This window comes from Candidatus Saccharimonadaceae bacterium ML1, assembly GCA_030253535.1.
Taxonomy (GTDB): Bacteria; Patescibacteriota; Saccharimonadia; order Saccharimonadales; family Saccharimonadaceae; genus Saccharimonas; species Saccharimonas epibionticum.
This window is the reverse complement of record CP124550.1, coordinates 755,434-777,278: the sequence shown is the minus strand read 5'-3', so window position 1 is coordinate 777,278 and position 21,845 is coordinate 755,434. Positions and strand designations below refer to the sequence as shown.

Genomic DNA, 21,845 nt, shown 5'->3' with positions numbered 1-21,845 from the left:
AAGAATGCGCAAGGAGTTAGTAAAAAATAGAACAGGCAAGACGACAGAGGTGTCGCACGCTCTTATGCACGAATTATCGCCTGATGTGCGCGCTGAGGTTGGATCGGCGGTCGCGGCAATGATTATGCAAACAATTGAAGGCGGCGAAACAATGATTGCTGTGACGCCGGAAGAAATCGCTGAGCGCGGCGTGAATGATTCTTCGAAAGGCTTAGCGACGTTTATTGATGGCGAACTAGTCAGTTACGCAAGCGCAACAGCGCCCCGCCCGCGGTGTATAGATAGCGTACCAATGTCGGAAATCGGTTCGGTTATCACAAAAGAAGCGTATCGTGGGCGCGGACTGGCACGGGCTGCTATGGCGGCACTCGTGAACGAGCTGGCGAACGAAGGTGTTGCGTCGGTGGTGTTCGCTAACGGCAAGAGCGAACCTATTGCACGAAGCTTGGGCATGCGCGATGCGCAGTTATTTGAGGTGACGGCAGATATGGCGGAGCTATGCAAAGAATGTAATAACTATTGTCCGCTTAACGACTTAAAGAATAAAGATGAAGAACCGGCGAACCCGGCACGATGTTGTGATACAATTTTAACAAACATTGATGACATCGTGAAAGGTTCGCGCCATGGAAGAAGTTACAAAACTTGCTAAAGAACTTATTGCTATTCCGTCGGTATCAGGCGGCGAGGCGGAGATTTTGAAATTCTGTGCTGACTGGTTCCGTGGTGCGGAATTTGATGACGTATTTACTGACGACATGTTTACAGCTGGCGTGGTACTTGCAGCAAACAGCGCAGCGTCCCGGGCACTTATTTTGTGCGGGCATGTCGACACGGTGGCGCCGGGCGATGAATCGGCGTGGTCGCGCAGCCCGTGGCAGGCGTACGTGCGGGACAAACGGCTCTATGGATTAGGTTCGGGCGATATGAAAATGGGTGTGGCTTTGCAAATGATCATTGCAAAAGAATATATTAATGCACGCCGTGATGATTTTGATGTGTGGTGCGTGGCGGTGGCAAACGAAGAAGTTGATGGTGCGGGTTCGGCGGCATTTACGAAATTTTTTGCGCAGCGGGCAAACTATGCGGAAGCGAGTTGCTTAATCGCCGAACCGACAGATGGCGATCGGATCGAAGTTGGGCACCGCGGCAACCGGTTCGTTGAGTTAGAGTTTAGTGGTACGGCGGGGCATGCGTCGCAGGAAGAGAATTACCAGGCGAGCGCGCTGCCGAAAATGGCGCATTTTTTGATGGGATTGCCAGATATTCGCAAAACATTACACCAAACGTACCGCCACAATATGCTTGGCGAGCCGTCATTTACGCCGACGCGCGTATCGCCGAGCCAATCGTTTTCGGCAAATAAAACCGCCGATAAAACGTATGTGGCGCTTGATATTCGTACAACGCCAGGGCTTGACGAAGCTTTTGAGCGGCAAATGAATGTATTTGCAGAGGAGTACGACTTCTCGTGGCGCTACGCAGCAGAGCCGGTGAACTCAGCGCTCTGTGCGGACGATGCACCGATTTTGCGCGCGGTGCAAACATGTTTGCCAGAGGGCAAGGTTTCTGTAAGTCTAGGCGCAACTGACCAAGCATTCTTTCAGGACATCGGTGTGCAAACGGTCGTGTATGGTCCGGGCGATTTTGCGCGAGCGCACACAACCGATGAATCGGTATCGCTCGAAAAGGCTAAAACGGCGCTTGCGGTGTATCGGCGGGTAATAGCGTTGTTGTAGAAGAAGTAATTTTACGGTAACTTTGCCTGCTACTCTGGCACACCATAACCAAGTAATCCTTCATAGCGCTTACCGGTGTTCGTCATGACGCGCACGCGGTTTGCTTCGTTGCCGCCAACGGTGACGAGCGCGCCTTTATTATAATCAAGCACGATATGCGTGTGGTCGCCAAATACAGGTGAATTGCGGTAGATCGCTACGTCACCCGCCTGCGGTACATAGCCGGAGTCCGCTGGCTTGAATCGTCCTGCCGCCTGATAATATTCGCGCAGCGTGAATGTGCCAGGAATACGCCAGCTACCCGTATGCGGATTTTTCAGCGGTACACCTGCTTGATTCATAACCCAACTGACAAAATCGGCGCACCACGGCTCATGGCTACCTTGGCTGTATTTTGTGCCGTCGGCTTGCGCGGTAAATTCACTACGGGCAATCTGGATTATCCGCTGCCGTGCCGGACTAAGTTCGCTCGTATTAATGTTGGGAAACTGCATTTGCCCAGGCGAACGATCAAGTGTCGCCACAGTCATAATTGATTGTACGCGCTGCCGCGCCGGCGTCCATAGATAAACAATCACGCCAATAACTAGGAATACTATGAAACACGCGTATATAGCGATACGCTTCGTCATTCGTTGCTTGTTCGCCGCTGCGTGCTGTAATTGCTGCATAATTATAAGTATGGCATATTTCGTGATGTTTTGCACTTTCGGTGGATATGAATTACTCTATGGTGGTAGTGGTATAACATATATTATTTGAAAACCGCTATAATACGTTATCTAAATATGTCGAAACGGTTTCCTATGGATATTAAAAAGGCTATATCACAATTATCACTCCCAGACGGCAGTTTCATGGTAGTCGGCAGCGGACTGCTTGATACGCTTGGTATACGCGCGGCGGGTGATATCGACCTGCTTGTATCGCACGATGTTTTTAACAATCTTAAGCACCAGAATTATAAGATACAACAGCACGAAGACGGTTCTGATTATATATCTATCGGTCGCTTTGAAATTATGGTGGACTGGTTTGGTAATGATTTAGAAACGATGCGCGAAAGCGCGGTGTATATCGACGAAATACCTTATTGGAGCCTTGAGTCAATGCACGAATGGAAGTGTGATCACGCGAGAGAAAAGGACGTGCGCGACATCGCTCTTATCGACGAGTATCGACAGCAGCATGCTGACATTAAGACAACTGCGAAACCGTAGGTATAAACCGATATTGAAGTAACTGCTTGCTATGCTTTCGAGAAAGGAGTAATATACTAAAGTGAATAGAGGCAGAGCTATAGGAAGACCATGACGCAGACGAAACAAATTGTCGAGGCAAACGAGCTAGTGAAAACGTATGGCGGCACAAACGTGGTAGACGGCGTGTCGTTTAGCGTGGGTGAGGGCGAGATTTTCGGTATTCTCGGGCCGAATGGCGCCGGCAAAACGACGACGCTTGAGATGCTTGAGGCGCTTCGACCGATTGATGGCGGACAGGCGACTATTGACGGCATTGATGTTGCCAAACAACCAAAGAAAATTAAACATATCATCGGCATCCAGCTGCAGGCGACCAGCTTTTACGACAAGCTGAATTTGCGCGAACAACTGAAAATGTTCGCAAGCCTATATGGTACGCGGGTGAACGCCGATAAATTGCTTGAAAAAGTTCAACTGATCGACAAAGCGAAAAGCTATGTTGAGCAGCTTTCCGGCGGGCAAAAGCAGCGGTTTGCTATTGCCTCAACACTAGTGAATACGCCAAAAGTATTGTTTCTCGATGAGCCGACGACCGGACTTGACCCGCAGGCGCGCCGCAACATGTGGGACTTGATCAAACAGATCCGCAGTGAAGGTATGACAATCATATTGACGACGCATTATATGGACGAAGCGGAAGTTTTGTGCGACCGGCTGGCGATCATGGACAACGGCAAGATTTTGACGACTGATACGCCGCATAATTTGATTGAGGCGCTCCTCGCGCGCGGTTTCAAGAAAAAACAGGTCGTCGAGCAGGCGAATTTAGAAGACGTATTCATTGATTTAACAGGAAAGGCGATTCGAGACTGATGAAAGCATACTGGACGGGCGTATTTGGTCAAGTAGTGGCGATAGCGAAGCGCATTATGCGCGATAAAATAGCGCTGTTTTTTACCTTTTTGTTTCCGCTGATTTTTTTGCTGGTGTTCGGCACGATTTTCAATAACCAATCAGCGTCGCTAAAAGTTGCGATTATCAATCATTCTGATAGCCGGTTCGCCAAACAATTTGTCGAGAACGCCAAGAAGGGCGATGTTTCGGTGCTGAAAATCCAGGATGTCAGCGGCATGGATGAAGCAAAGGAAAAAATGAAGCGCTCGCAGCTGGACGGTATTATTGAGCTGCCGGTGGATTTTGGCAAGCCCGGCGCCGACCATCGTCCGAGCGGTACGATTAATGTACTCTATGCAAAAGGTTCGGATCAAGCTGGTAGCACGCTGAGCGCTGTGATGACGCAGGTAGCAGACGGCATCAACAAAGGTATGGGGCAGCCGGAAGCGCCGCTAAAGGTAGCGTCGCAGGCGGTGGGCGATAAAGCATTGAAAACATTTGATTATACGTTTACCGGACTACTAGCATTCAGTTTGATGAGCATGGGTATCTTTGGATTGGCGAATCAAATGCCGACAGAGAAGCAAAAGGGCGCATATCGGCGGCTGCGGGCGGCGCCGTTTACGTCAGGACAGTTAATCTTGGCGACGATGATCGTCTATACAATGATTTCCTTACTGAGCGCAGCATCGATGTTGCTGGTTGGGCACTTGATGTTCCGCTTTCAAATGCGCGGCGATTGGTTAACGTTTAGTTTGTTTCTCATGCTGGCGGCGGCGATGATGGTAAGCCTGGGGCTGCTCATGGGTTCGTGGGCGAAGAATGAAAATCAATCGTCAGCGCTCACGAATATCGTATCGTCCCCAATGATGTTTTTATCTGGCGCGTTCTTCCCGAGCTATCTGTTTCCAGAGTGGCTGCGGGGGATTTCGCAGTTCATTCCGATGGCATCGGTAGTTGACGGTTTCCGGTTGATTATGGCAGAGAATGCTAGTTTATTTGCGGTGAGCGGGCAAGTGTTGGTGGTATTCAGCGTGACGGTCGTCGTGTATTTCATTTCGACGCGCGTGTTTCGCTGGGAATAACTTAGCGATAGCCCCGGAGCCGATAGTATCAAAATTTATCCGCTGCGTAATGACAGTTCGTGTTATCTTCCAATCAAGCGCGTTTTGATTTTTTGAGCGATTGAGCGTTTTTTACGGTGGTCGGCATAAGTCTTTTCGAGTACACTTGAACCAATTGCAGTGGCAATAAAGATAAGTCCGATTGAACCGACGAACCACTCCGGCGGATCGACATGGTAAAGTTTTACGAGCATAACAACGCCGAGTGCTAAAATCGCCCAGTGTGCGCCGTGTTCTAGATAGCGATACTTGGCAAGCTTGTTTGTTCGCGTCAAGTACACCGTTAGCGACCGCACCCATAATGCGCCGGCGCCTAGTCCTGCGATGATTAAAATCACGTCGTTGGTAATCGCAAAGGCGCCGATTACACCGTCAAGCGAAAATGAAGCGTCGAGAATGTCGAGATAAACGAACGAAGCAAATGCCGCCATGCCGGTTAATACTCTAGCGTGCGATTGCCGCGCTGAGAAGTAATCGCCAAACAACTCAAGCGCTAAATGTACAAGCGTGCCGAGCACTGATGCCGCCAAAATTGCTTCACGATGCGCTGGGTCGGCAGTGGCGTACAGCCCCATTGCGACGAGCAACATTACGAACACCTTAAACACTTCGTAGCGCCCGAACCGCGACATCATCTTTTCGATTCGCTCAAGCCAGTAGAGATCTTTATTACGATCCATGAAATAGCTAATGCCAATCATCAAAAGAAACGTACCGCCGAATGCATTAATAATTGGCGCGGCGCTATGCAATGTGGCACTATAGGCTGCTGGTTGATGAAGCGCCATATGAAGCACATTTATAAAATCATGTTGGCTTGATAACATAACGATGACGATCGGTAAAATGAATCGCACTACAAACACCGCAGTGATAATCCCAACTGTTAAAAACATCGTTTGCCAGAACTTTGACATGCGCGCTAGGATGCGGCTATTAATAACGGCATTGTCAAAACTGAAGGTCACCTCAAGGAGAACGAGCACGACAAACAGCCAGAGGGCTTCAAGTCCTTTATTGTACACCGTCCACGCGCCCAGCCCAATTGTCAATAGGGCGGAGACGAGGAAAATACGAAATGGATGATGAGCGTGCAGTAATTTTTTCATACGAGCTATCATACGGCTTTTTACAAGAAAAATCTAGAGCCGGCAAGCGGCGTGTTTGAGTTTATCTGGGGTGAGTACGTCAATTGCACTAGCACGCAATACATTCTATGAATTCTGTAGTTGTCGTATCTTTAGATTGACGATTTCTTTGGGATCTTTATTTTCTTCCAAAGCGGCGCATGCTTCGTCAATGTATTCATTTAGTTCAATCAGACTTAGTTTTTCAACTTCAAACTCAGACGAGTATAGCTCCAGGATAATATGACGTAAACGAACTAAGTCGTCAACGTCTTTTTGCAGGATAAGAGAATCGGTGAGCGTTAATAAATCATGTTTCATATATGTGGCCTCCTAGGAAAGTGAATATCTGCTAAATCATTCGGGGCAGCTCCTTCCTAAATTAAGCTTATTTTCACTACTTATTCTAGCTTAGCGGGTTGCTCTTTTTGTTGATTTAAGTTAATTCTTCTTTCTGGATTCGTTGAGTGAATCAAGTTTTGGTGATAAAAATTAATTGCTTGCGCCTGTGGTATAATCTGCTACAATATAAGCATTAACAAGTTAACATACACAACCGCAGGGGGTTAGGGTGGACGAACCTATTTATATTACATCGGAAATTGGACGGCTTCGCACGGTGCTGCTGCATCGCCCGGGCGAAGAATTAGAAAATCTGACGCCGGAAACATTGCATGATTTGTTATTCGACGATATTCCGCACCTGAAAGTGGCACAGGAAGAGCACGACCGGTTCGCGAACGTGTTGCGTGAGCGCGGCATTGAGGTGCTGTATCTCGACGAGCTGGCAGCAGAATCATTGGCGGACGACGCGGTGCGGCGGCGGTTTGTCGATGAAATGCTTGCGGCGAGCAAACAGGGCGAACGTCGCGTTACGAGGGCATTGGCAGAATACTTGCTCGGTATGGAGCCGCGCCAAATGGTACGCAAGCTCATGGCGGGCGTACGTAAAGACGAAATCAACTTACCAGCCGAGCATAGCGAGCAACTGCATGACATGGTTGAGCAGGATCATTATCCATTCTATCTTGATCCGATGCCGAATTTGTACTTTACGCGCGATCCAGCGGCGGCAATTGGGCGCGGGCTGACGATTAACCGTATGCACTGGCCGGCGCGGCGCCGCGAATCGCTATTTATGCGTTACATCATTGATCATCATCCGCGGTTTGCCGGCAAAAATATTCCGGTGTGGTATAACCGCGACGAGAAGTTTTCAATGGAGGGCGGCGATGAGCTTATCTTGAATCGCACAACAATGGCAATCGGTATTAGCGAGCGTACGACACCGGAAGCGATCGAAACGATGGCGGCAAATTTGTTTGCCGGCTCGGAATTTAAGAAAATTATTGCCCTGCAAATTCCAAAGAGCCATGCATTCATGCACCTTGATACGGTGTTCACGATGATTGACTATGACAAGTTCACAATTCATCCGGAAATCCGCGACGCTGAAGGACACTTGAATCTGTTTATTCTGGAAAAAGTCGAAGGACAAAAATACCCGAAGATTACGCGCGAAAATGACTTAGAGCATGCGTTGCGCGTAGCGCTTAGCCTTCCGAAAATTACACTGATTGAGTGCGGCGGCGGCGACGAAATCGCGGCAGCCCGCGAGCAATGGAACGACGGAAGCAACACGCTTGCGATCGCGCCAGGCGTGGTGGTGACATATGATCGTAATTATGTGACGAACCAAAAACTGCGCGATGCTGGCGTTGAAGTGATTGAAATTTCTGGCTCGGAGCTTGGCCGCGGTCGCGGCGGTCCGCGCTGTATGAGTATGCCGCTGGTGCGCGAAGAGTTGAAGCACCGCATTGAAGTAAATGATAATCGCGGAGTTAGCGTTCCGGTCGCAAACATGCCAAGCGCGGTTGCGCCGCGATTTATTGAAAAAACAGAGCCAAATACCGTGCCATCCGGCAAGTGGGCGCTCTCGCGCGAGTTGCGCGGGCGGTCATTTCTAACGCTGAAAGATTTCACGCCGAGCGAAATCCGCTTGATGCTTGATACGGCGCACGAATTAAAGCGTCAAAAGAAAAATGGTCAAGCGCACCGTTTGCACGAAGGTAAGCAGGTCGCGCTACTGTTTGAAAAGACCTCAACGCGGACGCGCTGCGCATTCACGGTTGCCGCAAACGACCTCGGTGTTGCGCCGGAGTTCTTGGGTAAAGATGATATTCAGCTCGGCAAGAAAGAATCGGTTGAAGATACGGCAAAGGTACTTGGCCGCATGTTTGATGGTATTGAATTCCGCGGCTTCAAGCACTCGACGGTTGAAGGCTTGGCAGAATTTGCAAATGTGCCGGTGTGGAACGGTTTGACCGACACATTCCACCCGACGCAGATTTTGGCGGACTTCATGACGATTGAAGAACATGTCGGCAAGCTGAAAGGCGCGAAGCTGGTGTTTGTCGGTGACGGGCGCAATAATATGGCGAACAGCTTGTTGATTGGTTCGGCGAAAATGGGCGTTGATTTCCGAATCCTGGCGCCGCGCGAATTGCACCCGGTCGGCGAAATCCTCGAAACGGCGCGCGCGATCGCTGCAGAAACCGGCGCGAAGATTATGGTTACTGATAATCACGGCGAGGCGCTTGCGGGCGCAGACGCAATTTACACCGATGTGTGGGCGTCGATGGGCGAAGAAGATCAATTCGCTGAGCGCATCGCTCTCCTTAAGCCGTACCAAGTCAACCGCGCAATGCTTGAACAGACGCGCAATCTAAACGTGAAGTTCTTGCACTGCTTGCCGTCCTTCCACGACACGAATACGACGATCGGCCAGCAGATCCACGATCAATACGGTCTGGATTGCATGGAAGTGACTGACGAGGTCTTCCGCAGTAAACATAGCGTCGTATTCGACGAAGCTGAAAATCGCATGCATACCATCAAGGCCGTCATGGCGTTGACGCTGTAAAATAACGGAGTGAAGGAGGCTCCAACATGGTAGAAAAAATTAAAAAAGTTAAGAAGAAGCTGCGATCGCCATCGGCGTTTACCGTATTGTTCGTCGTGATTGCGCTAATGGCAACGCTGACGTGGGTTATCCCGTCTGGTCAATATAAACTTGATAAAGACGGCAATCGCGAATCAGGCACGTATTCGAAAGTCGATAAACAGAAAATCGTCGATCTCGACGATAGCGGCGAGCCGAAAAAAGACGATGACGGCAACACTGTCACGCATGATGGTCGCCAAGGGCTGTGGGATGCCTTTATCGCGCCGATCAAAGGTATGTCTGAGAAGCTTGATGTTATCGTGTTCGTTCTCATTCTCGGCGGCTTCTTGGGCGTAACGATGAAAACCGGCGCGCTTGATGCGACGCTTGGCGCGCTGCTCCGCAAGATGAAGGGCAAAGAGAAGTGGCTTATTCCGATCTTGATGGTATTCTTCTCGATCGGCGGTACAACGTACGGTATGCAAGAAGAAACGGTGGCGTTTTATGCGCTTGTCGTGCCGATCATGATGGCAGCCGGCTACAATGCGATGACCGCGGTAATGGTGATTGTGCTTGGCGCTGGCTCGGGTGTGCTTGGCTCGACGTTAAATCCATTTTCGACAGGTATTGCAGCGAAATCTGCCGGCGTTGAGCTGGACAAAGTGCTTGGCGTTCAGGCGATTATTTGGCTGTTGTGTTTGGTTGCGGCGATTGTGTTTACGATGCGCTACGCCGCGAAAGTGAAAAAAGGCAACTACAAAGATGACGTGCGCTATAAGCCGGCGACGACGGCGCTTGATATGACAAACGTGCCGAAGTTTACGCGTTCGCGTATTGCGGTGATGATTGTATTCGCGCTGACATTTGTCTGCATGACAATTTCGCTTATGCCGTGGGAGAAGTGGGGCGTGACGCTCTTCAAAGACTTGTATACTGCGGCAAGCGACGTGCCGGTAGTTGGCGCATTGTTCGGTATCGGACATTCGCTTCCGTTTGGCGACTGGTATTTCAATGAAATTTCGGCGCTATTCTTGATTTCAACAATCGTGATTGCAACGATTTACTACCGTCAATTCAAAAAAGAGGAAGTGTTTGTCGTTGATGCGTTCCTGAAAGGTTCGGCTGACCTGCTAAGCGTCGCCCTTATTATCGCGGTAGCAGCGGGCGTCGGCGTTGTTATGCAGAGCGGCGGTATTCAAGACACAATTATCAGCTGGGGTGAAAATTCGCTGAAACATGTCGGGCAAGGATTCGTTGGCGTGTTGGCGTACATCTTCTTCCTGCCAATGTCATTTATCATCCCGTCATCATCTGGTTTGGCGGCAGCAACGATGCCGGTTATTGCACCAGTGGCCGAGCTGGTTGGCGTCGGTAAAGAAGTTGTTGTGGCGGCTTTCGCGACAGCGTCTGGCGTACTTAATATGATGGCGCCAACGATCGCGTCGCTGATGGGCGGGCTAGCACTCGCTGGCGTATCGTACCGCACCTGGTTGAAGCGCACGCTGCCGATTATGATAATCTTTGCCGCGATTAGCCTCGTTGTGATCGCGTTGTTCGGGATGATTCATTGATGAACCGGAAAACAGTTGTCGTTGCACTGGGCGGCAATGCCCTGCAAAAACAAGGCGAAGCGTCGGCGCACGCGCAGCAGCGTGTTGCCGATGCGACGGCGCGCCATCTGGTGCCGTTGATTTTGAACGGGTATCGATTGGTAATCGTGCACGGTAATGGTCCGCAAGTCGGCAATATTGTTCTGCACGAGGAATCAATTAACACGGCGGAAGTGCCGACGTTTCCGCTTGATACGTGCGTTGCGATGAGCCAGGGCGCGATCGGATTTTGGCTGCAGCAGGCGCTGATTGATGAGTTTAGCCGCCGCCATATGCATAGTGTTGCGTCGACAGTTGTGACGCAGGTTGTTGTCGACAAAGATGATCCAGCATTTAAAGACCCGACGAAACCGATCGGCGTATTCTACAAAACGAAAGACGACGCTAGCGCTGCGGCAAACGGCAGGGGCTTCGTATTCAAGGAAGACGCTGGGCGCGGGTGGCGCCGCGTTGTACCGTCGCCGAAGCCGCTGCGGATTGTTGAAGAATATACGGTGAAGGCGATGCTTGACGCTGGCGTGACAGTTATTACGGGCGGCGGTGGTGGCGTGCCGGTTGTTGAAACTACAGATGAAGGACTTGAGGGTGTTGAGGCAGTTGTCGATAAAGACTTCACCGCGGCAGTTGTTGCCGATGCGGTTGATGCGGAAGCGCTAGTGATTTTGACGGCAGTCGATAACGCGATGGTTGATTACGGCAAACCGACGGCGCGTGCGATCGGGCGCACAACAGTGCAGGAAATGCAAAGGTACGTGGACGCTGGCCAGTTTGCGCCGGGCAGTATGTTGCCGAAAGTGCAAGCAGCAATGAAATTCGCGCAAAAACCAGGCCGCCGCGCTATTATTGCGAGCCTTGAGCATGCAAGCGACGCGCTTGACGGGCAAGTCGGTACAATTATCGAAAGCTAGGCGAAGCAAAATCGAAAGTTTCTAAAATAGCGGCCGAGTTAGCCGCTATTTTGGTTGATTGTTAGATCCTGGGCATGCTAGATGTGACGTGTGAAAGATGAAATTTAGACAAAACGGCGTAATGTAATTAAAACCAGCTGCCTGCGTTTGCTTTCATCTTCTCAATGATTTCTGCAGAATTGCTATATTTACCCTCGGGGCATTCGGCGTCATCGTGCAGGTGGCACTCTTTCAGATTGTTTAAGCGTGCTGTCGTTAAGTCAATTTGCAGCTGCTTAAATTCTTGGTCTTTGTGCAGCCAGTGGATGTGCCACGCCATCGCCGCAATCGCGGCGACTATCATAGCACGATATATGATATGCGCTAATCGTTTCAGGGTAGCTACCGTGCTCATACTTATAGTATACATTAGGAACTCGAAATTATTTTTGTAAAACCTCTTGCACATTTTCTAGCACTCGTATATACTGAGTGCTAGAAATAGCACTCGTACATAGAGAGTGCCAGTTAACACGAAAGGGGTAATTAATGAGTTCACCGATCAAGCCGATGGCGCACTTCGTTGTCGCCGTCAAGGAGAAGAAACCGAGTAAAACTGCGAGTGGGATTCTGCTCCCTGAATCGGCTCAAGAAAAGTCAGAGGCGGCGAAGGTTATCGCTGTCGGGTCGGACGTTAAAGACGTGAAGAATGATCAAAAGGTTGTGTATAAAAATTACGCGGCAACAACGATCAAGCTTGACAAGGAAGAATATTTGATTATCAAAGACGAGGATATCCTCGCAACAGTAGAGGAGTAAATATATGGCGAAAAAAGTTTTTTACGATGAAGATGCACGTCGCCGCGTGTTAGGCGGAGCGGCAGTACTATATAACGCAGTCAAGACTACGATGGGTCCGAAAGGGCGTAACGTTGTAGTCGGGAAAAGTTATGGTGGTCCAAGTGTGACGCACGACGGTGTAACGGTGGCGAAGAGTATTGACATCGCTGATGTCGATGATGAAACGCTTGGTTTTAAGGTCGGTGCTGAGCTGATTAAACAAGCCGCCAACAAGATGAATGACGTCGCGGGCGACGGTACGACAACGGTGACAGTATTGACCTATCATATTCTGCACGAAGCGAACAAATTGATTGCCGCCGGACACAATCCGATGCTGCTGCGCAAAGGATTGGAGCGCGCTGCGGTTGAAATTACTAAAGAATTGACTAAATTATCGGAAGACATTAAAGGCGATAAAAAGCGCGTAGCGGAAGTTGCGACGATTTCGGCGGGCGACGAAGCGATTGGCGCGCTGATCGCCGATGTGATGGACAAGATCGGCCCAAATGGTATCGTGACAGTTGAAGAAGGGCGCGGTCTGGAATTGGAAAGCGAAGTCGTTGAAGGCTTTACAGTGCAGCGCGGGTTCATCAGTCCATACATGGTGACTGATCCAAAGCGCATGGAAGCAGTGTATGACAAGCCGGCGGTTGTGGTGACTGACAAGAAAGTTTCGTCAGCGCAAGAATTTGTGCCGTTGCTTGAGATGATTGCGCAAAGCGGTAAGAAGGATTTGGTGCTGATTGCTGATGATGTAGATGGCGAAGCACTTAGCTTGCTGGTGCTGAACCGTTTGAAAGGTTCGTTCAACACGCTCGCGATCAAAGCGCCGAGCGACAAAGATGTACTGTATGACATCGCGGCATTGGTTGGTGCAAAAGTTATTACTGACGACACAGGCATGGCGTTTGACAACGTTGGCAGCGACGTGATCGGTTCAGCGCGTAAAGTTATCGCTACAAAAGACGTGACGACGATCGTTGAAGGCGCAGGCAGCAAGAGTGAAGTGCAGGCGCGCGTCGACCAAATTGACGTACAAGTTGAAGAGACGTCAAGCGACTACACGCGCAATAACCTGCTAAAGCGCCAGGCAGCGTTGACGGGCGAAGTTGCAGTGATTAAGGTTGGTGGTGCGACTGAGACGGAAATTGAAGAGAAGAAATATCGCGTCGACGACGCGGTCGCAGCAGTTAAGGCAGCGCTTGCCGAGGGAATCGTGCCGGGCGGCGGCGTGACGCTGGTTGATTTGGCTGGCAACTACAAATATGCAGGCAGTAAAGACGCGTCGGTCGCGGCAGGCGAGAAGTTGCTTGTAAATGCGTTGGAGCAGCCGTTCCGTATTCTGCTTGCAAACTCCGGTTTGAACGCTGACGAGTGGTTGCCACAAGTGCGTAAGGCTAAGGCAGGGCAGGGTATTGACGTGAATCACCCGACCGAGCTAATTGACCTAAAGAAGAGCGGTGTCGTTGATCCGGTGCGCGTCACGAAAGAGGCATTGCAGAATGCCGCCTCAATCGCCGGTACGGCAATGACAATGGGCGCATTAGTGGTTGATGTGCCGGAAAAAGAAGCTCCAAGTACGCCGGACATGGGCGGTATGGGCGGATACATGTAGAACGCTCCTCTGGGCGCGGAAAAAGCTACTAGCTCAAAAATAGTAAGAAAGTCCCCTAGTGAAGCAGGGGGCTTTCTTTATGGCGCATGAATTTATCTACGGGCGCGAAATGATAAATAGGCGGTTGACTTTTTTAGTAAATTGCGTATCATGGATTATGGATATAACTTATCGATGATTGGAGTATCGTCCCCGTGAAACTGTCGACAGCGACTGAACAAGCGTGTTGTATTTTGGCGCTTATTGCGTCGCGCAACCTATCCCCTATTACTAACGCCGAATTGAGCGAGCGCATGGCGGTATCGCCGTCGTATTTGGCAAAAATTACGCGTCGGTTGGTCGTTGCGGAGCTAATTTTGTCCGAGCCTGGTGCAAAAGGCGGATTTGTATTGGCGCGGCCGATGCGGCTAATTACGCTGTTGATGGTCGTTGAGGCGATTGAGGGCAATGAACCGTTTTTCCAGCCAGCGGGCGTTGTTGAACGCGTGTTTAAGAACCGTCGCCGCGCTGTTGAAAAAGGCATGTCTGTGGTGCAGGAAAAAATGCACGAAGCGGAATTGGCGTGGCGGCGCAGCTTGTCTAACGTGACGATGCAAGAAATTATCGACGACGCGCTCAAAGGAGAAGTATGATGACTGAAAAAATAAAAGCAAAATTGCGCGACCGGCGCGATGCGGTCCGTGCCGAATGGGCGAATTTGCGGCATAACCGTATGCTGTTAATTTCGTGCATCGCATTGTCAATTATTCCGATTTTGTATGGCGGATTTTTTCTTGGTAGCGTGTGGGATCCGTATGGCAGCACTGAGCATTTGCCGGTCGCCGTCGTGAATGAAGATCAAGGCGCGGTGCTAAACGGCAACTTTGTACAAATCGGGCAGCAAACGGTTGATAATCTAAAGCATAATCATAGCATGAAGTGGGAGTTTGTATCGGCAGACGAAGCAACGAAAGGCTTGAACGACGGTGCTTATTATATGCGTATTACGATTCCGCGCGATTTTTCGGCAAAAGCAGCGACAGTTACAACATCGTCGCCGCAACAGAGCGTTGTTGAGTACACGACAACCCCGTCGCGTAATTTTGTAGGCTCGGTGATTAGCAATCAAGCGGCACAGCAGGTTGTGCGATCTGTCTCTGCTAAAGTTAGCACCGCATATGTGAGCGCAGTGATGGCGCAGGTTGGCGAACTTGGTACGGGGTTATCGCAAGCGTCGGCAGGTGCAGCTGCACTACATGGCGGTAGCGATCGGCTGGCGGGTGGATTGGCGGTGTATACGCGCGGCGTCGGGCAACTGTCAGCGGGAGCGGATTCACTCCAGAACGGTTTGTCGCAGTTACATACTGGTTCAGTAGCACTTACAGATGGACTATTGCAACTACAAAAACGTTTGCCGGCAAAGAACCAAGTCGATCAGCTGATCGCTGGTACGAAGCAGGTGCAAAATGGTATGAATACGCTAGCGGTGCAGGTTAGCGCGAATAATCCGGAAGCAGTAAAGCTAGCAGCAGAAATTACGAAAGAATCTCAGATGCTTACAAGTAACCTGACGCAGCTCAGCGTTACGCTTGCACCGCTGGATCCAGCGCAGTGTCCGGTTTATATCACTAACTCTGCGGCGTCGTTTTCAAAAGTTGAATGTAAACTAGCAGCGTTAAAGCAGCGCGTGGCGGCAGTAGGCGTGGGTGCGGCTGCTGAGGTTGACAGTGTGGCAGCTGATGTTGTAGCACTGCAGTCGCGTCAAGGGGAGTTGGTAAAAAGTGCTGCAGAATCCGGCGCAAGACTAAAAACTCATTTAGAGAACTTACAGTTTACTATCACCAAGCAGCAACAAGCCTTACGTGCTGGCGTTAGCACGCTAAATACCGGTGTTAATACCCTTTCACCTAATCTAGTGTCGGCACTCAATGGCTACACGACATTGTCCCGCGGTTCAGTGCAGCTATCAAATGGCGCAGCAGTGCTGATGCAGGGACTGGCCGATGCGCGATCTGGTAGTAGCCGGCTATCATCTGGTGTAAAACAGCTAACAGCAAACTCTGGTGCTCTTACGGATGGTTCAGCGCAGCTCGCATCTGCTACAAGCGAATTGTCCGGTAAATTGGCCAAAGCAGCAAATCAGCTTGCATTGCAACCAATAGGCGATCAGACGGTGCGGCAAATCGTATCACCCGTTGCCGCCAATCATCACGTGCAGGGTGACGTGCCAAACTATGGTAACGCGCTGTCACCGTACGTACTATCACTTGGGCTATTTGTCGGTGCGTTGGCATTTTGCGTAATTTATCCGATTCGCGGATTTTATAGTACGCCGAAAAATGCACGTTCGTGGTGGTTGGCAAAAATATCGGTGTTGGCACTTGAGAGCGTGGCGCAAGCATTGGTGCTTGACGCGGTGATGGTATTTGGGTTGGGACTTCATGTAGCACACCCGGCACAATTTGTCGGATTGTCAATTGTAACATCGCTAACCTTTATGTCAATCGTGGCGCTACTCGCGATTGCGCTTGATAACGTTGGGCGTTTCTTGGCGATGTTACTACTTGTATTACAGCTTGGCTCTGCTGAAGGTGTTTTTCCGATCAGTCTATCGCCTGCTCTGTTCCAAGCAATTAATCCGTTTGTGCCGATGACGTATTCAATCCGCGCTTTTCGCGAAGCAATATCTGGCGGCTTAGGGCAGGACATGTTTTGGCGAAGTATATCGATACTAACAATATTTTTAGTGGCAGCGAATATATTACTAGTTGTATTCTTACGTTGTCACGGCATGAAGCATTTTAGGCATGAGGCAACGCAGGCGTCGTGACGTTACTGCTTGACTAGTTATAGTACCTTGTATAAACTATTACTTATAGTAATAGTAGTAAATGAAAGGTATTTCATGAGACGAATTGACATCATCAAGCGTGCCGGTCGAAATCTGCGGCATGCACGTATGCGTACCATCCTCACTGTTCTCGCGATCAGTGTCGGCGGTTTTGCAATTACGGTGAGCTTGATGGCCGGCGAAGGTGCGCGGCAATATATTGACCGTATTATCGCGAATAATATCAATCCTAAGGGGCTAATTATTACTAAAGATAAAAAACTTGTCGCAGGAGGAGTGACAACAGGTGCGGCGTCGGATTTGCGCGAGTATAACCCAAATGCAACCTCGTATTACGGACAAGACTACGAGTCGGTGACGCAGGCGGATATTGATAAATTGCGCCAAAATAAACAGATTAAGGATGTTGAGCCATTGTATCAATTGCAGCCAAAATATGTCAGCTTTAGCAACGTGAAAGACAAAAAATATATCGCTAACGTGATGATGCGCGATAATTCAATCCGCACTGAGACTTCCGCCGGTAAATCGCTTGACGCGGGCGTTGAGCTTAAAGCTGGCGAAGCGGTACTTCCGGAATCGTATCTGGAGACGCTTGGCGTGAGACGCCCGCACGATATCATTGGGAAAAAATTAACTGTTGTAGTAGCGCAGACGCCGCAAAAAGTCGACAATCAAGTGATAGCCAAGGCGTACGCCGAAGGCGGCGAAGCGGCGGTTAGGACGCTCGTTGAGCCAAAAGAGTTGCGCAAGGAATTTACGATTGTAGCGGTGACAAAGAAGTCGCCGGATCAGATGGCGAATCAATCAAGTATTTCTATTGCTCCAAGCTCGGCAAAAGAAATTAGCGAATTTAGTACGGTCGGCACTGATGCATATCAGAAATATTTGACGGTTACTGCGACAACAGCTGATGGTATATCGCCAGATACCGCCAAAGAGTCGCTTGAAAAATCTGGTTTTCATGCAATGACGGCGAGAGATGCGCAGCAGATGCTGTTCCGGTTTGTGAACATTCTTCAGACAATTGTTTTAAGCTTCGGCGTGCTTGCTCTGATTGTAAGCGTGTTTGGAATTGTGAATACGCAGTATATTTCGGTACTGGAACGCACGCAGCAAATCGGGCTGATGAAAGCGCTCGGCGCGAGCCGCCGCGATATCGGCAAATTGTTCCGTTACGAATCGGCGTGGATCGGCTTCTTCGGCGGCGCAGTCGGTATTTTACTCGCGTGGATAACGGGCGCGGCGCTTAATCCGGCTATCAGTAATGCTATTGGTCTTGGCAAAAATCACCTGCTTATTTTCACGCCGAGCGCCGGCATCATCGTGTTAGTATTATTGGTTGTGGTGGCGATGCTTGCTGGATTTTTCCCGAGCCGCAAAGCAGCGAAACTTGACCCGATAGAAGCACTGAGGACAGAGTAGGAGGAAAGCGATGATTGAATTACAACAGGTTACGAAAACATACGGCAAAAAGCACAATGTATTCACGGCGCTGCATAATATTACGCTAGCGATTCCTGATGGCGCGAGTGTAGCGATTCTCGGTAAATCCGGCAGCGGCAAGTCGACGCTGATGCACGCCATGAGCGGGCTTGATCGTCCGCAAAAAGGTCGCGTGTTTGTCGGTGGGCGTAATATTTTGAAGCTAAAACCACGGCAGGTTGATCAATTCCGTGCAAACGAAATCGGTTTCATCTTTCAGAGCTTCTTTGTAGAGGGTAATGAGAGTGTATTTGATAACGTGAGCCTACCGCTCGAAATCGCGCACGTGCCGTATGGCGAACGGGCGGGTAAAATTGATGCGGCGCTGCGGGCGGTTGATTTGTATGAAAAACGAAAGAGCCGCGCCCGTGATTTGTCGGGCGGGCAAAAGCAGCGATTGGCGATTGCGCGTGCGATTGTGAATGAGCCGCAGATTATTTTTGCCGACGAGCCGACGGGAAATCTGGACAGCGAAACCGGCGCGCGTGTTGAGAAGTTGCTATTTGGCTACAATAAAACGAAAGGCGTTACGCTTGTGATTGTTACGCATGATAATGATTTGGCGAACAAATGCGATTATCAGATTAGCATCAAAGACGGTCGCATTCAGCATTCAACGGTGCCGGCGGGCGGAGCGAAAGAAACCAAACCTGTGCCGAAAAAGGTACGCGCAACACGAAATTACGTTTAATAGCATAGCGTATTTACGTAATAGCAGCAGACAGAGTATCTTTTGTCTGCTGCCTTTACGTGTTGCAGTATTTTTTTAAGGTTCCTTTCATGATGCGCTCGTATAGTAACGTGCATGAAAGCTACCGCTATCAATCACACGGTCGCGCTTGCGGCGCAATCAAAATATAGCACAACGCCGCTTCGCGCGCTTAACCCGCGTACGCTAACGGTTGATATTGTCCTGCCCGTACTTAACGAGGCGTATATTCTGGAAGAATCGGTGCGTACGCTATGTATGTATATGGAAGATAATTTGCCGTATCATTATCAAATTATTATCGCCGATAATGGCAGTACGGACGGTACGCGCCGGGTGGCGGCGATGCTCGCCGAGCACTTCCCTGCTGTCCGCGCCGTCTGCTTGCCAGAGAAAGGCCGCGGGCGGGCGCTCAAGCAAGTGTGGCTGCAAAGCCGCGCTGACATTGTCAGCTATATGGACATCGATTTGTCAACGAATTTAGGTGCATTCGTACCAATGATTACGCCGCTCGTGACTGGCGATGCAGCGATTGCAGTAGGAAGCCGGCTAATGAAAGAGTCGCAAACAACGCGCGGTCTAAAACGCGACATTATTTCGCGTTGCTACAATCGGCTGATTCGTTGGACGATGCATACAAAGTTTGTCGACGCGCAGTGTGGGTTCAAAGCAATCCGCCGTGATGTCGCGCAGCAGTTACTGCCGCACGTAAAAGATACAGCGTGGTTTTTTGACACTGAGTTGCTTATAAAGGCAGAATATGAAGGTTACATGATTCATGAAGAACCGGTGGAATGGATTGAGGATACTGATTCGCGCGTTCATATTGTGAAAACGGCAGTTGAAGATATCAAAGATTTGTCGCGCGTGCGCGGCGAGTATGGTCGTGTGGCACTGTTTGAGGCGGCGGGCTTTGGCGGTTTATTGCTTATAACGGCAGCGCTGTACCTATGGAATATAACGATCAACGGCATGGCAAATAGTTATTATGCCGCTGCTGCACAAGCAGCGAGTGTGAATTGGACAGCGTGGTTGTTCGGGAGTTTGGACGCAGCAAATTTCATGAGCGTTGACAAGCCGCCCGTCAGCACGATGATTATGGGATTGTTCGACCGCGTGTTTGGTTTTTCGTCGTGGAGTATGCTGTTGCCGCATGCGTTGGCAGGTGTAGCAACGGTGGTGTTGGTGTATATGGCGGTGCGGCGCTGGTATGGCGTGAAATCGGCGTTGATTGCTGGTGCAGTGATGGCACTTACGCCAGTGGCTGTGCTGATATTCCGATTTAACAATCCCGATAGTTTCTTGACGTTGTTTCTGACGGCGAGCGCATATGCATTTTTGCGTGCATTTGACAGTAAAAAGCCGGTGCTGTGGCTGAGCGCAGCCGGGCTGCTCGCGGGGTTTGCTTTTAACACGAAAATGCTTCAGGACTTGCTGGTCTTGCCTGTCATGGCGGTGTTGTACATAGCGTGCGCGAAGCCGGCGGTTATGACGCGCGCGTGGCATTTGGGTGTTGCTGGTATCGCGACGGTGGCGTCAACATTTTGGTGGAGCGTGCTCGTATGGTTGACGCCGGCAGCATACCGTCCATGGGTGGGCAGTACAAATAACAATGACATCTGGAGTTTGATATTTGGTTACAACGGCTTTGGGCGTTTGTTCGGCGGACGCGGAGGCGTGCCTGGCGGTGTAGGCGGCGGACCAGGCGGTGTTGGTTTTGGCGGCGAGACGGGCGTGCTGCGCATCTTCAATGAAAGTTTTGGTCCGAATATTGCGTGGCTGGTTCCAACGGCGTTGATTGGCGGCGGATTGGTTATCTGGTTATTACGCCATGCACCGCGCGATAATAAAGAGCGTGCCGGCGTGCTCTTGTGGCTGGGGTGGCTGTTTATTCACATTGTAGTGTTTAGCATGACAAGCGGCACAATTCACCCGTACTATGTCGTAGCGATGGCGCCGGCGGTAGCGGCACTCGTTGGAATTGGCGTGCTGTATATCTGGAAAGCCTATACGCGCCGTACGCATGTTTGGTGGATCGTGCCGCTAACAATCGCGACAACAACAATCACGAGCGTCATTATGCTTGGCTATCGCAATGATTGGACAATACTTATGTGGATTGTCGGCGTAGCAGGAGTTGCTGCTACGGGTATAGCGGTCATACTACCTCCGCGCATTTCAATGCGGCTGCGGCGAATGATGCTTGCCTGCGCGGTAATTTCGGCGGGCGCTGCGCCAATTGCGTATAGCATTTCGACGGTTATGGCGGCGCATAGCGGCAGTATTCCGACGGCTGAACCAAACGCAAGCGCGATGAATAATACAAACAACGAAGCTGCTTCCGCCGAGGCGGCGCTTGTGAAGTTTCTGCTCGCGAATCAGCAGGGTGCAATGTGGATTGCGGCAGTTGATAGTGCAAATACGTCGGCGCCGATTCAGTTGTCAACCAAACAGCCAGTTATGGCGATTGGCGGATTTAACGGCAGCGATTCGGCACTCACGCTTCAGTCGTTCAAACAGCTCGTCGCTACCGGTAAAGTGCGCTACTACGTTGTGGATAGCAGGAGCCGCGGCGGCGGACCAGGCGGAAATTCTGACATTGCGCAGTGGGCGGCATCGTTGGGTGTAAAAATTGAGTATGGCGGCACACAGTACGCAGTATATGATCTAAAAAACGCGGCGTTATAGCAAGATGAGCCTGCTTAAAAAATAAAACACGATGCTTCTATTGCATAAAAATATCGCGTAAGCCAAATACAACAGAGGTAGATTAGCGCAGCATTGTTTAAGCTTTATCCAAGTAACCTTCGCCATACTGTTACCCATAACGAAAGGA

The 21,845-nt window shown here is 50.2% G+C and carries 19 protein-coding genes and 1 pseudogene; 16 read left to right on the top strand and 4 right to left on the bottom strand.

Annotated elements, in window-relative coordinates:
- Positions 1 to 4 precede the first annotated feature (4 nt).
- Both SEML1_RS04040 and SEML1_RS04035 read left to right on the top strand, forming a co-directional pair.
- Positions 5 to 652 (top strand): GNAT family N-acetyltransferase, encoded by a 648-nt coding sequence (locus tag SEML1_RS04040; protein ID WP_376753936.1) that lies wholly within the window; start codon positions 5 to 7, stop codon positions 650 to 652.
- Positions 627 to 1,739, top strand: coding sequence for a M20 family metallopeptidase (locus SEML1_RS04035; RefSeq protein ID WP_376753935.1), 1,113 nt, complete (start codon positions 627 to 629; stop codon positions 1,737 to 1,739). Before SEML1_RS04040 ends, SEML1_RS04035 begins: the two co-directional genes overlap by 26 nt.
- Before the next feature lie 29 nt (positions 1,740 to 1,768).
- On the opposite strand, the gene SEML1_RS04030 is transcribed toward SEML1_RS04035, so the two are convergent.
- On the bottom strand, positions 1,769 to 2,410 hold the full coding sequence (locus SEML1_RS04030; protein WP_376753934.1) for a CHAP domain-containing protein: 642 nt from the start codon (positions 2,408 to 2,410) through the stop codon (positions 1,769 to 1,771).
- A 117-nt stretch (positions 2,411 to 2,527) separates the two neighbouring features.
- On the opposite strand from SEML1_RS04030, the gene SEML1_RS04025 reads away from it, so the two are divergent.
- The 3 genes from SEML1_RS04025 (at position 2,528) to SEML1_RS04015 (ending at position 4,920) form a co-directional block, all read left to right on the top strand.
- The gene (locus SEML1_RS04025; RefSeq protein ID WP_376753933.1) at positions 2,528 to 2,959 is read left to right on the top strand and encodes a hypothetical protein; all 432 of its coding nucleotides are present in this window, start codon (positions 2,528 to 2,530) and stop codon (positions 2,957 to 2,959) included.
- A 90-nt stretch (positions 2,960 to 3,049) separates the two neighbouring features.
- Positions 3,050 to 3,814: an ABC transporter ATP-binding protein gene (locus tag SEML1_RS04020; RefSeq protein WP_376753932.1), complete on the top strand. Its 765-nt coding sequence runs from the start codon at positions 3,050 to 3,052 to the stop codon at positions 3,812 to 3,814.
- A complete protein-coding gene (locus SEML1_RS04015) occupies positions 3,814 to 4,920 on the top strand; it encodes an ABC transporter permease (RefSeq protein ID WP_376753931.1) in 1,107 nt (368 codons plus the stop codon). The genes SEML1_RS04020 and SEML1_RS04015 overlap by 1 nt, the downstream gene beginning before the upstream one ends.
- A gap of 62 nt (positions 4,921 to 4,982) precedes the next feature.
- Here the strand turns inward: SEML1_RS04015 and SEML1_RS04010 are convergent, their stop codons facing one another.
- Together SEML1_RS04010 and SEML1_RS04005 are read right to left on the bottom strand one after the other, a co-directional pair.
- Positions 4,983 to 6,068, bottom strand: a complete 1,086-nt coding sequence (locus tag SEML1_RS04010) for a DUF475 domain-containing protein (protein ID WP_376753930.1) — start codon at positions 6,066 to 6,068, stop codon at positions 4,983 to 4,985.
- Between the two features lie 105 nt (positions 6,069 to 6,173).
- Positions 6,174 to 6,407 carry a hypothetical protein gene (locus tag SEML1_RS04005; protein ID WP_376753929.1) on the bottom strand — a complete coding sequence of 78 codons (234 nt, stop codon included), beginning with the start codon at positions 6,405 to 6,407 and terminating at the stop codon, positions 6,174 to 6,176.
- Between the two features lie 250 nt (positions 6,408 to 6,657).
- On the opposite strand from SEML1_RS04005, the pseudogene arcA reads away from it, so the two are divergent.
- The 4 genes and pseudogenes from arcA to arcC all read left to right on the top strand — a co-directional run.
- Positions 6,658 to 7,893, top strand: a pseudogene (arcA, locus tag SEML1_RS04000) (arginine deiminase); the annotation flags it as partial.
- Positions 7,894 to 8,031: 138 nt separating this feature from the next.
- Complete coding sequence (gene argF / locus SEML1_RS03995) at positions 8,032 to 9,009, top strand: ornithine carbamoyltransferase (protein ID WP_376754433.1); 978 nt, start codon at positions 8,032 to 8,034, stop codon at positions 9,007 to 9,009.
- Positions 9,010 to 9,035: 26 nt separating this feature from the next.
- Positions 9,036 to 10,601, top strand: coding sequence for a YfcC family protein (locus tag SEML1_RS03990; protein ID WP_376753928.1), 1,566 nt, complete (start codon positions 9,036 to 9,038; stop codon positions 10,599 to 10,601).
- Positions 10,601 to 11,548 (top strand): carbamate kinase, encoded by a 948-nt coding sequence (gene arcC / locus SEML1_RS03985; RefSeq protein ID WP_376753927.1) that lies wholly within the window; start codon positions 10,601 to 10,603, stop codon positions 11,546 to 11,548. The genes SEML1_RS03990 and arcC overlap by 1 nt, the downstream gene beginning before the upstream one ends.
- 127 nt (positions 11,549 to 11,675) lie before the next feature.
- On the opposite strand, the gene SEML1_RS03980 is transcribed toward arcC, so the two are convergent.
- The gene (locus SEML1_RS03980; protein ID WP_376753926.1) at positions 11,676 to 11,942 is read right to left on the bottom strand and encodes a hypothetical protein; all 267 of its coding nucleotides are present in this window, start codon (positions 11,940 to 11,942) and stop codon (positions 11,676 to 11,678) included.
- A 134-nt stretch (positions 11,943 to 12,076) separates the two neighbouring features.
- Between SEML1_RS03980 and SEML1_RS03975 the strand changes: the two genes are divergently transcribed.
- The 7 genes from SEML1_RS03975 to SEML1_RS03945 all read left to right on the top strand — a co-directional run bounded on the left by SEML1_RS03975 (position 12,077) and on the right by SEML1_RS03945 (position 21,697).
- Complete coding sequence (locus SEML1_RS03975; RefSeq protein ID WP_376753925.1) at positions 12,077 to 12,346, top strand: co-chaperone GroES; 270 nt, start codon at positions 12,077 to 12,079, stop codon at positions 12,344 to 12,346.
- 4 nt (positions 12,347 to 12,350) lie between these two features.
- A complete protein-coding gene (groEL, locus tag SEML1_RS03970) occupies positions 12,351 to 13,985 on the top strand; it encodes a chaperonin GroEL (protein ID WP_376753924.1) in 1,635 nt (544 codons plus the stop codon).
- A gap of 194 nt (positions 13,986 to 14,179) precedes the next feature.
- Positions 14,180 to 14,617 (top strand): RrF2 family transcriptional regulator, encoded by a 438-nt coding sequence (locus tag SEML1_RS03965; protein ID WP_376753923.1) that lies wholly within the window; start codon positions 14,180 to 14,182, stop codon positions 14,615 to 14,617.
- Positions 14,614 to 16,794, top strand: coding sequence for a YhgE/Pip family protein (locus SEML1_RS03960; RefSeq protein WP_376753922.1), 2,181 nt, complete (start codon positions 14,614 to 14,616; stop codon positions 16,792 to 16,794). The genes SEML1_RS03965 and SEML1_RS03960 overlap by 4 nt, the downstream gene beginning before the upstream one ends.
- 75 nt (positions 16,795 to 16,869) lie before the next feature.
- Positions 16,870 to 18,240, top strand: a complete 1,371-nt coding sequence (locus SEML1_RS03955) for an ABC transporter permease (RefSeq protein WP_376753921.1) — start codon at positions 16,870 to 16,872, stop codon at positions 18,238 to 18,240.
- Positions 18,241 to 18,250: 10 nt separating this feature from the next.
- Positions 18,251 to 18,991, top strand: a complete 741-nt coding sequence (locus tag SEML1_RS03950) for an ABC transporter ATP-binding protein (protein ID WP_376753920.1) — start codon at positions 18,251 to 18,253, stop codon at positions 18,989 to 18,991.
- 114 nt (positions 18,992 to 19,105) lie between these two features.
- Positions 19,106 to 21,697 (top strand): mannosyltransferase YkcB-related protein, encoded by a 2,592-nt coding sequence (locus SEML1_RS03945; RefSeq protein ID WP_376753919.1) that lies wholly within the window; start codon positions 19,106 to 19,108, stop codon positions 21,695 to 21,697.
- Positions 21,698 to 21,845 lie beyond the last annotated feature (148 nt).

Coding starts and splice junctions, on each gene's coding strand:
- SEML1_RS04040 (WP_376753936.1), top strand. CDS start 5: ATGCGCAAGGAGTTAGTAAAAAATAGAACAGGCAAGACGACAGAGGTG.
- SEML1_RS04035 (WP_376753935.1), top strand. CDS start 627: ATGGAAGAAGTTACAAAACTTGCTAAAGAACTTATTGCTATTCCGTCG.
- SEML1_RS04030 (WP_376753934.1), bottom strand. CDS start 2,410: ATGCAGCAATTACAGCACGCAGCGGCGAACAAGCAACGAATGACGAAG.
- SEML1_RS04025 (WP_376753933.1), top strand. CDS start 2,528: ATGTCGAAACGGTTTCCTATGGATATTAAAAAGGCTATATCACAATTA.
- SEML1_RS04020 (WP_376753932.1), top strand. CDS start 3,050: ATGACGCAGACGAAACAAATTGTCGAGGCAAACGAGCTAGTGAAAACG.
- SEML1_RS04015 (WP_376753931.1), top strand. CDS start 3,814: ATGAAAGCATACTGGACGGGCGTATTTGGTCAAGTAGTGGCGATAGCG.
- SEML1_RS04010 (WP_376753930.1), bottom strand. CDS start 6,068: ATGAAAAAATTACTGCACGCTCATCATCCATTTCGTATTTTCCTCGTC.
- SEML1_RS04005 (WP_376753929.1), bottom strand. CDS start 6,407: ATGAAACATGATTTATTAACGCTCACCGATTCTCTTATCCTGCAAAAA.
- SEML1_RS03990 (WP_376753928.1), top strand. CDS start 9,036: ATGGTAGAAAAAATTAAAAAAGTTAAGAAGAAGCTGCGATCGCCATCG.
- arcC (WP_376753927.1), top strand. CDS start 10,601: ATGAACCGGAAAACAGTTGTCGTTGCACTGGGCGGCAATGCCCTGCAA.
- SEML1_RS03980 (WP_376753926.1), bottom strand. CDS start 11,942: ATGAGCACGGTAGCTACCCTGAAACGATTAGCGCATATCATATATCGT.
- SEML1_RS03975 (WP_376753925.1), top strand. CDS start 12,077: ATGAGTTCACCGATCAAGCCGATGGCGCACTTCGTTGTCGCCGTCAAG.
- groEL (WP_376753924.1), top strand. CDS start 12,351: ATGGCGAAAAAAGTTTTTTACGATGAAGATGCACGTCGCCGCGTGTTA.
- SEML1_RS03960 (WP_376753922.1), top strand. CDS start 14,614: ATGATGACTGAAAAAATAAAAGCAAAATTGCGCGACCGGCGCGATGCG.
- SEML1_RS03955 (WP_376753921.1), top strand. CDS start 16,870: ATGAGACGAATTGACATCATCAAGCGTGCCGGTCGAAATCTGCGGCAT.
- SEML1_RS03950 (WP_376753920.1), top strand. CDS start 18,251: ATGATTGAATTACAACAGGTTACGAAAACATACGGCAAAAAGCACAAT.
- SEML1_RS03945 (WP_376753919.1), top strand. CDS start 19,106: ATGAAAGCTACCGCTATCAATCACACGGTCGCGCTTGCGGCGCAATCA.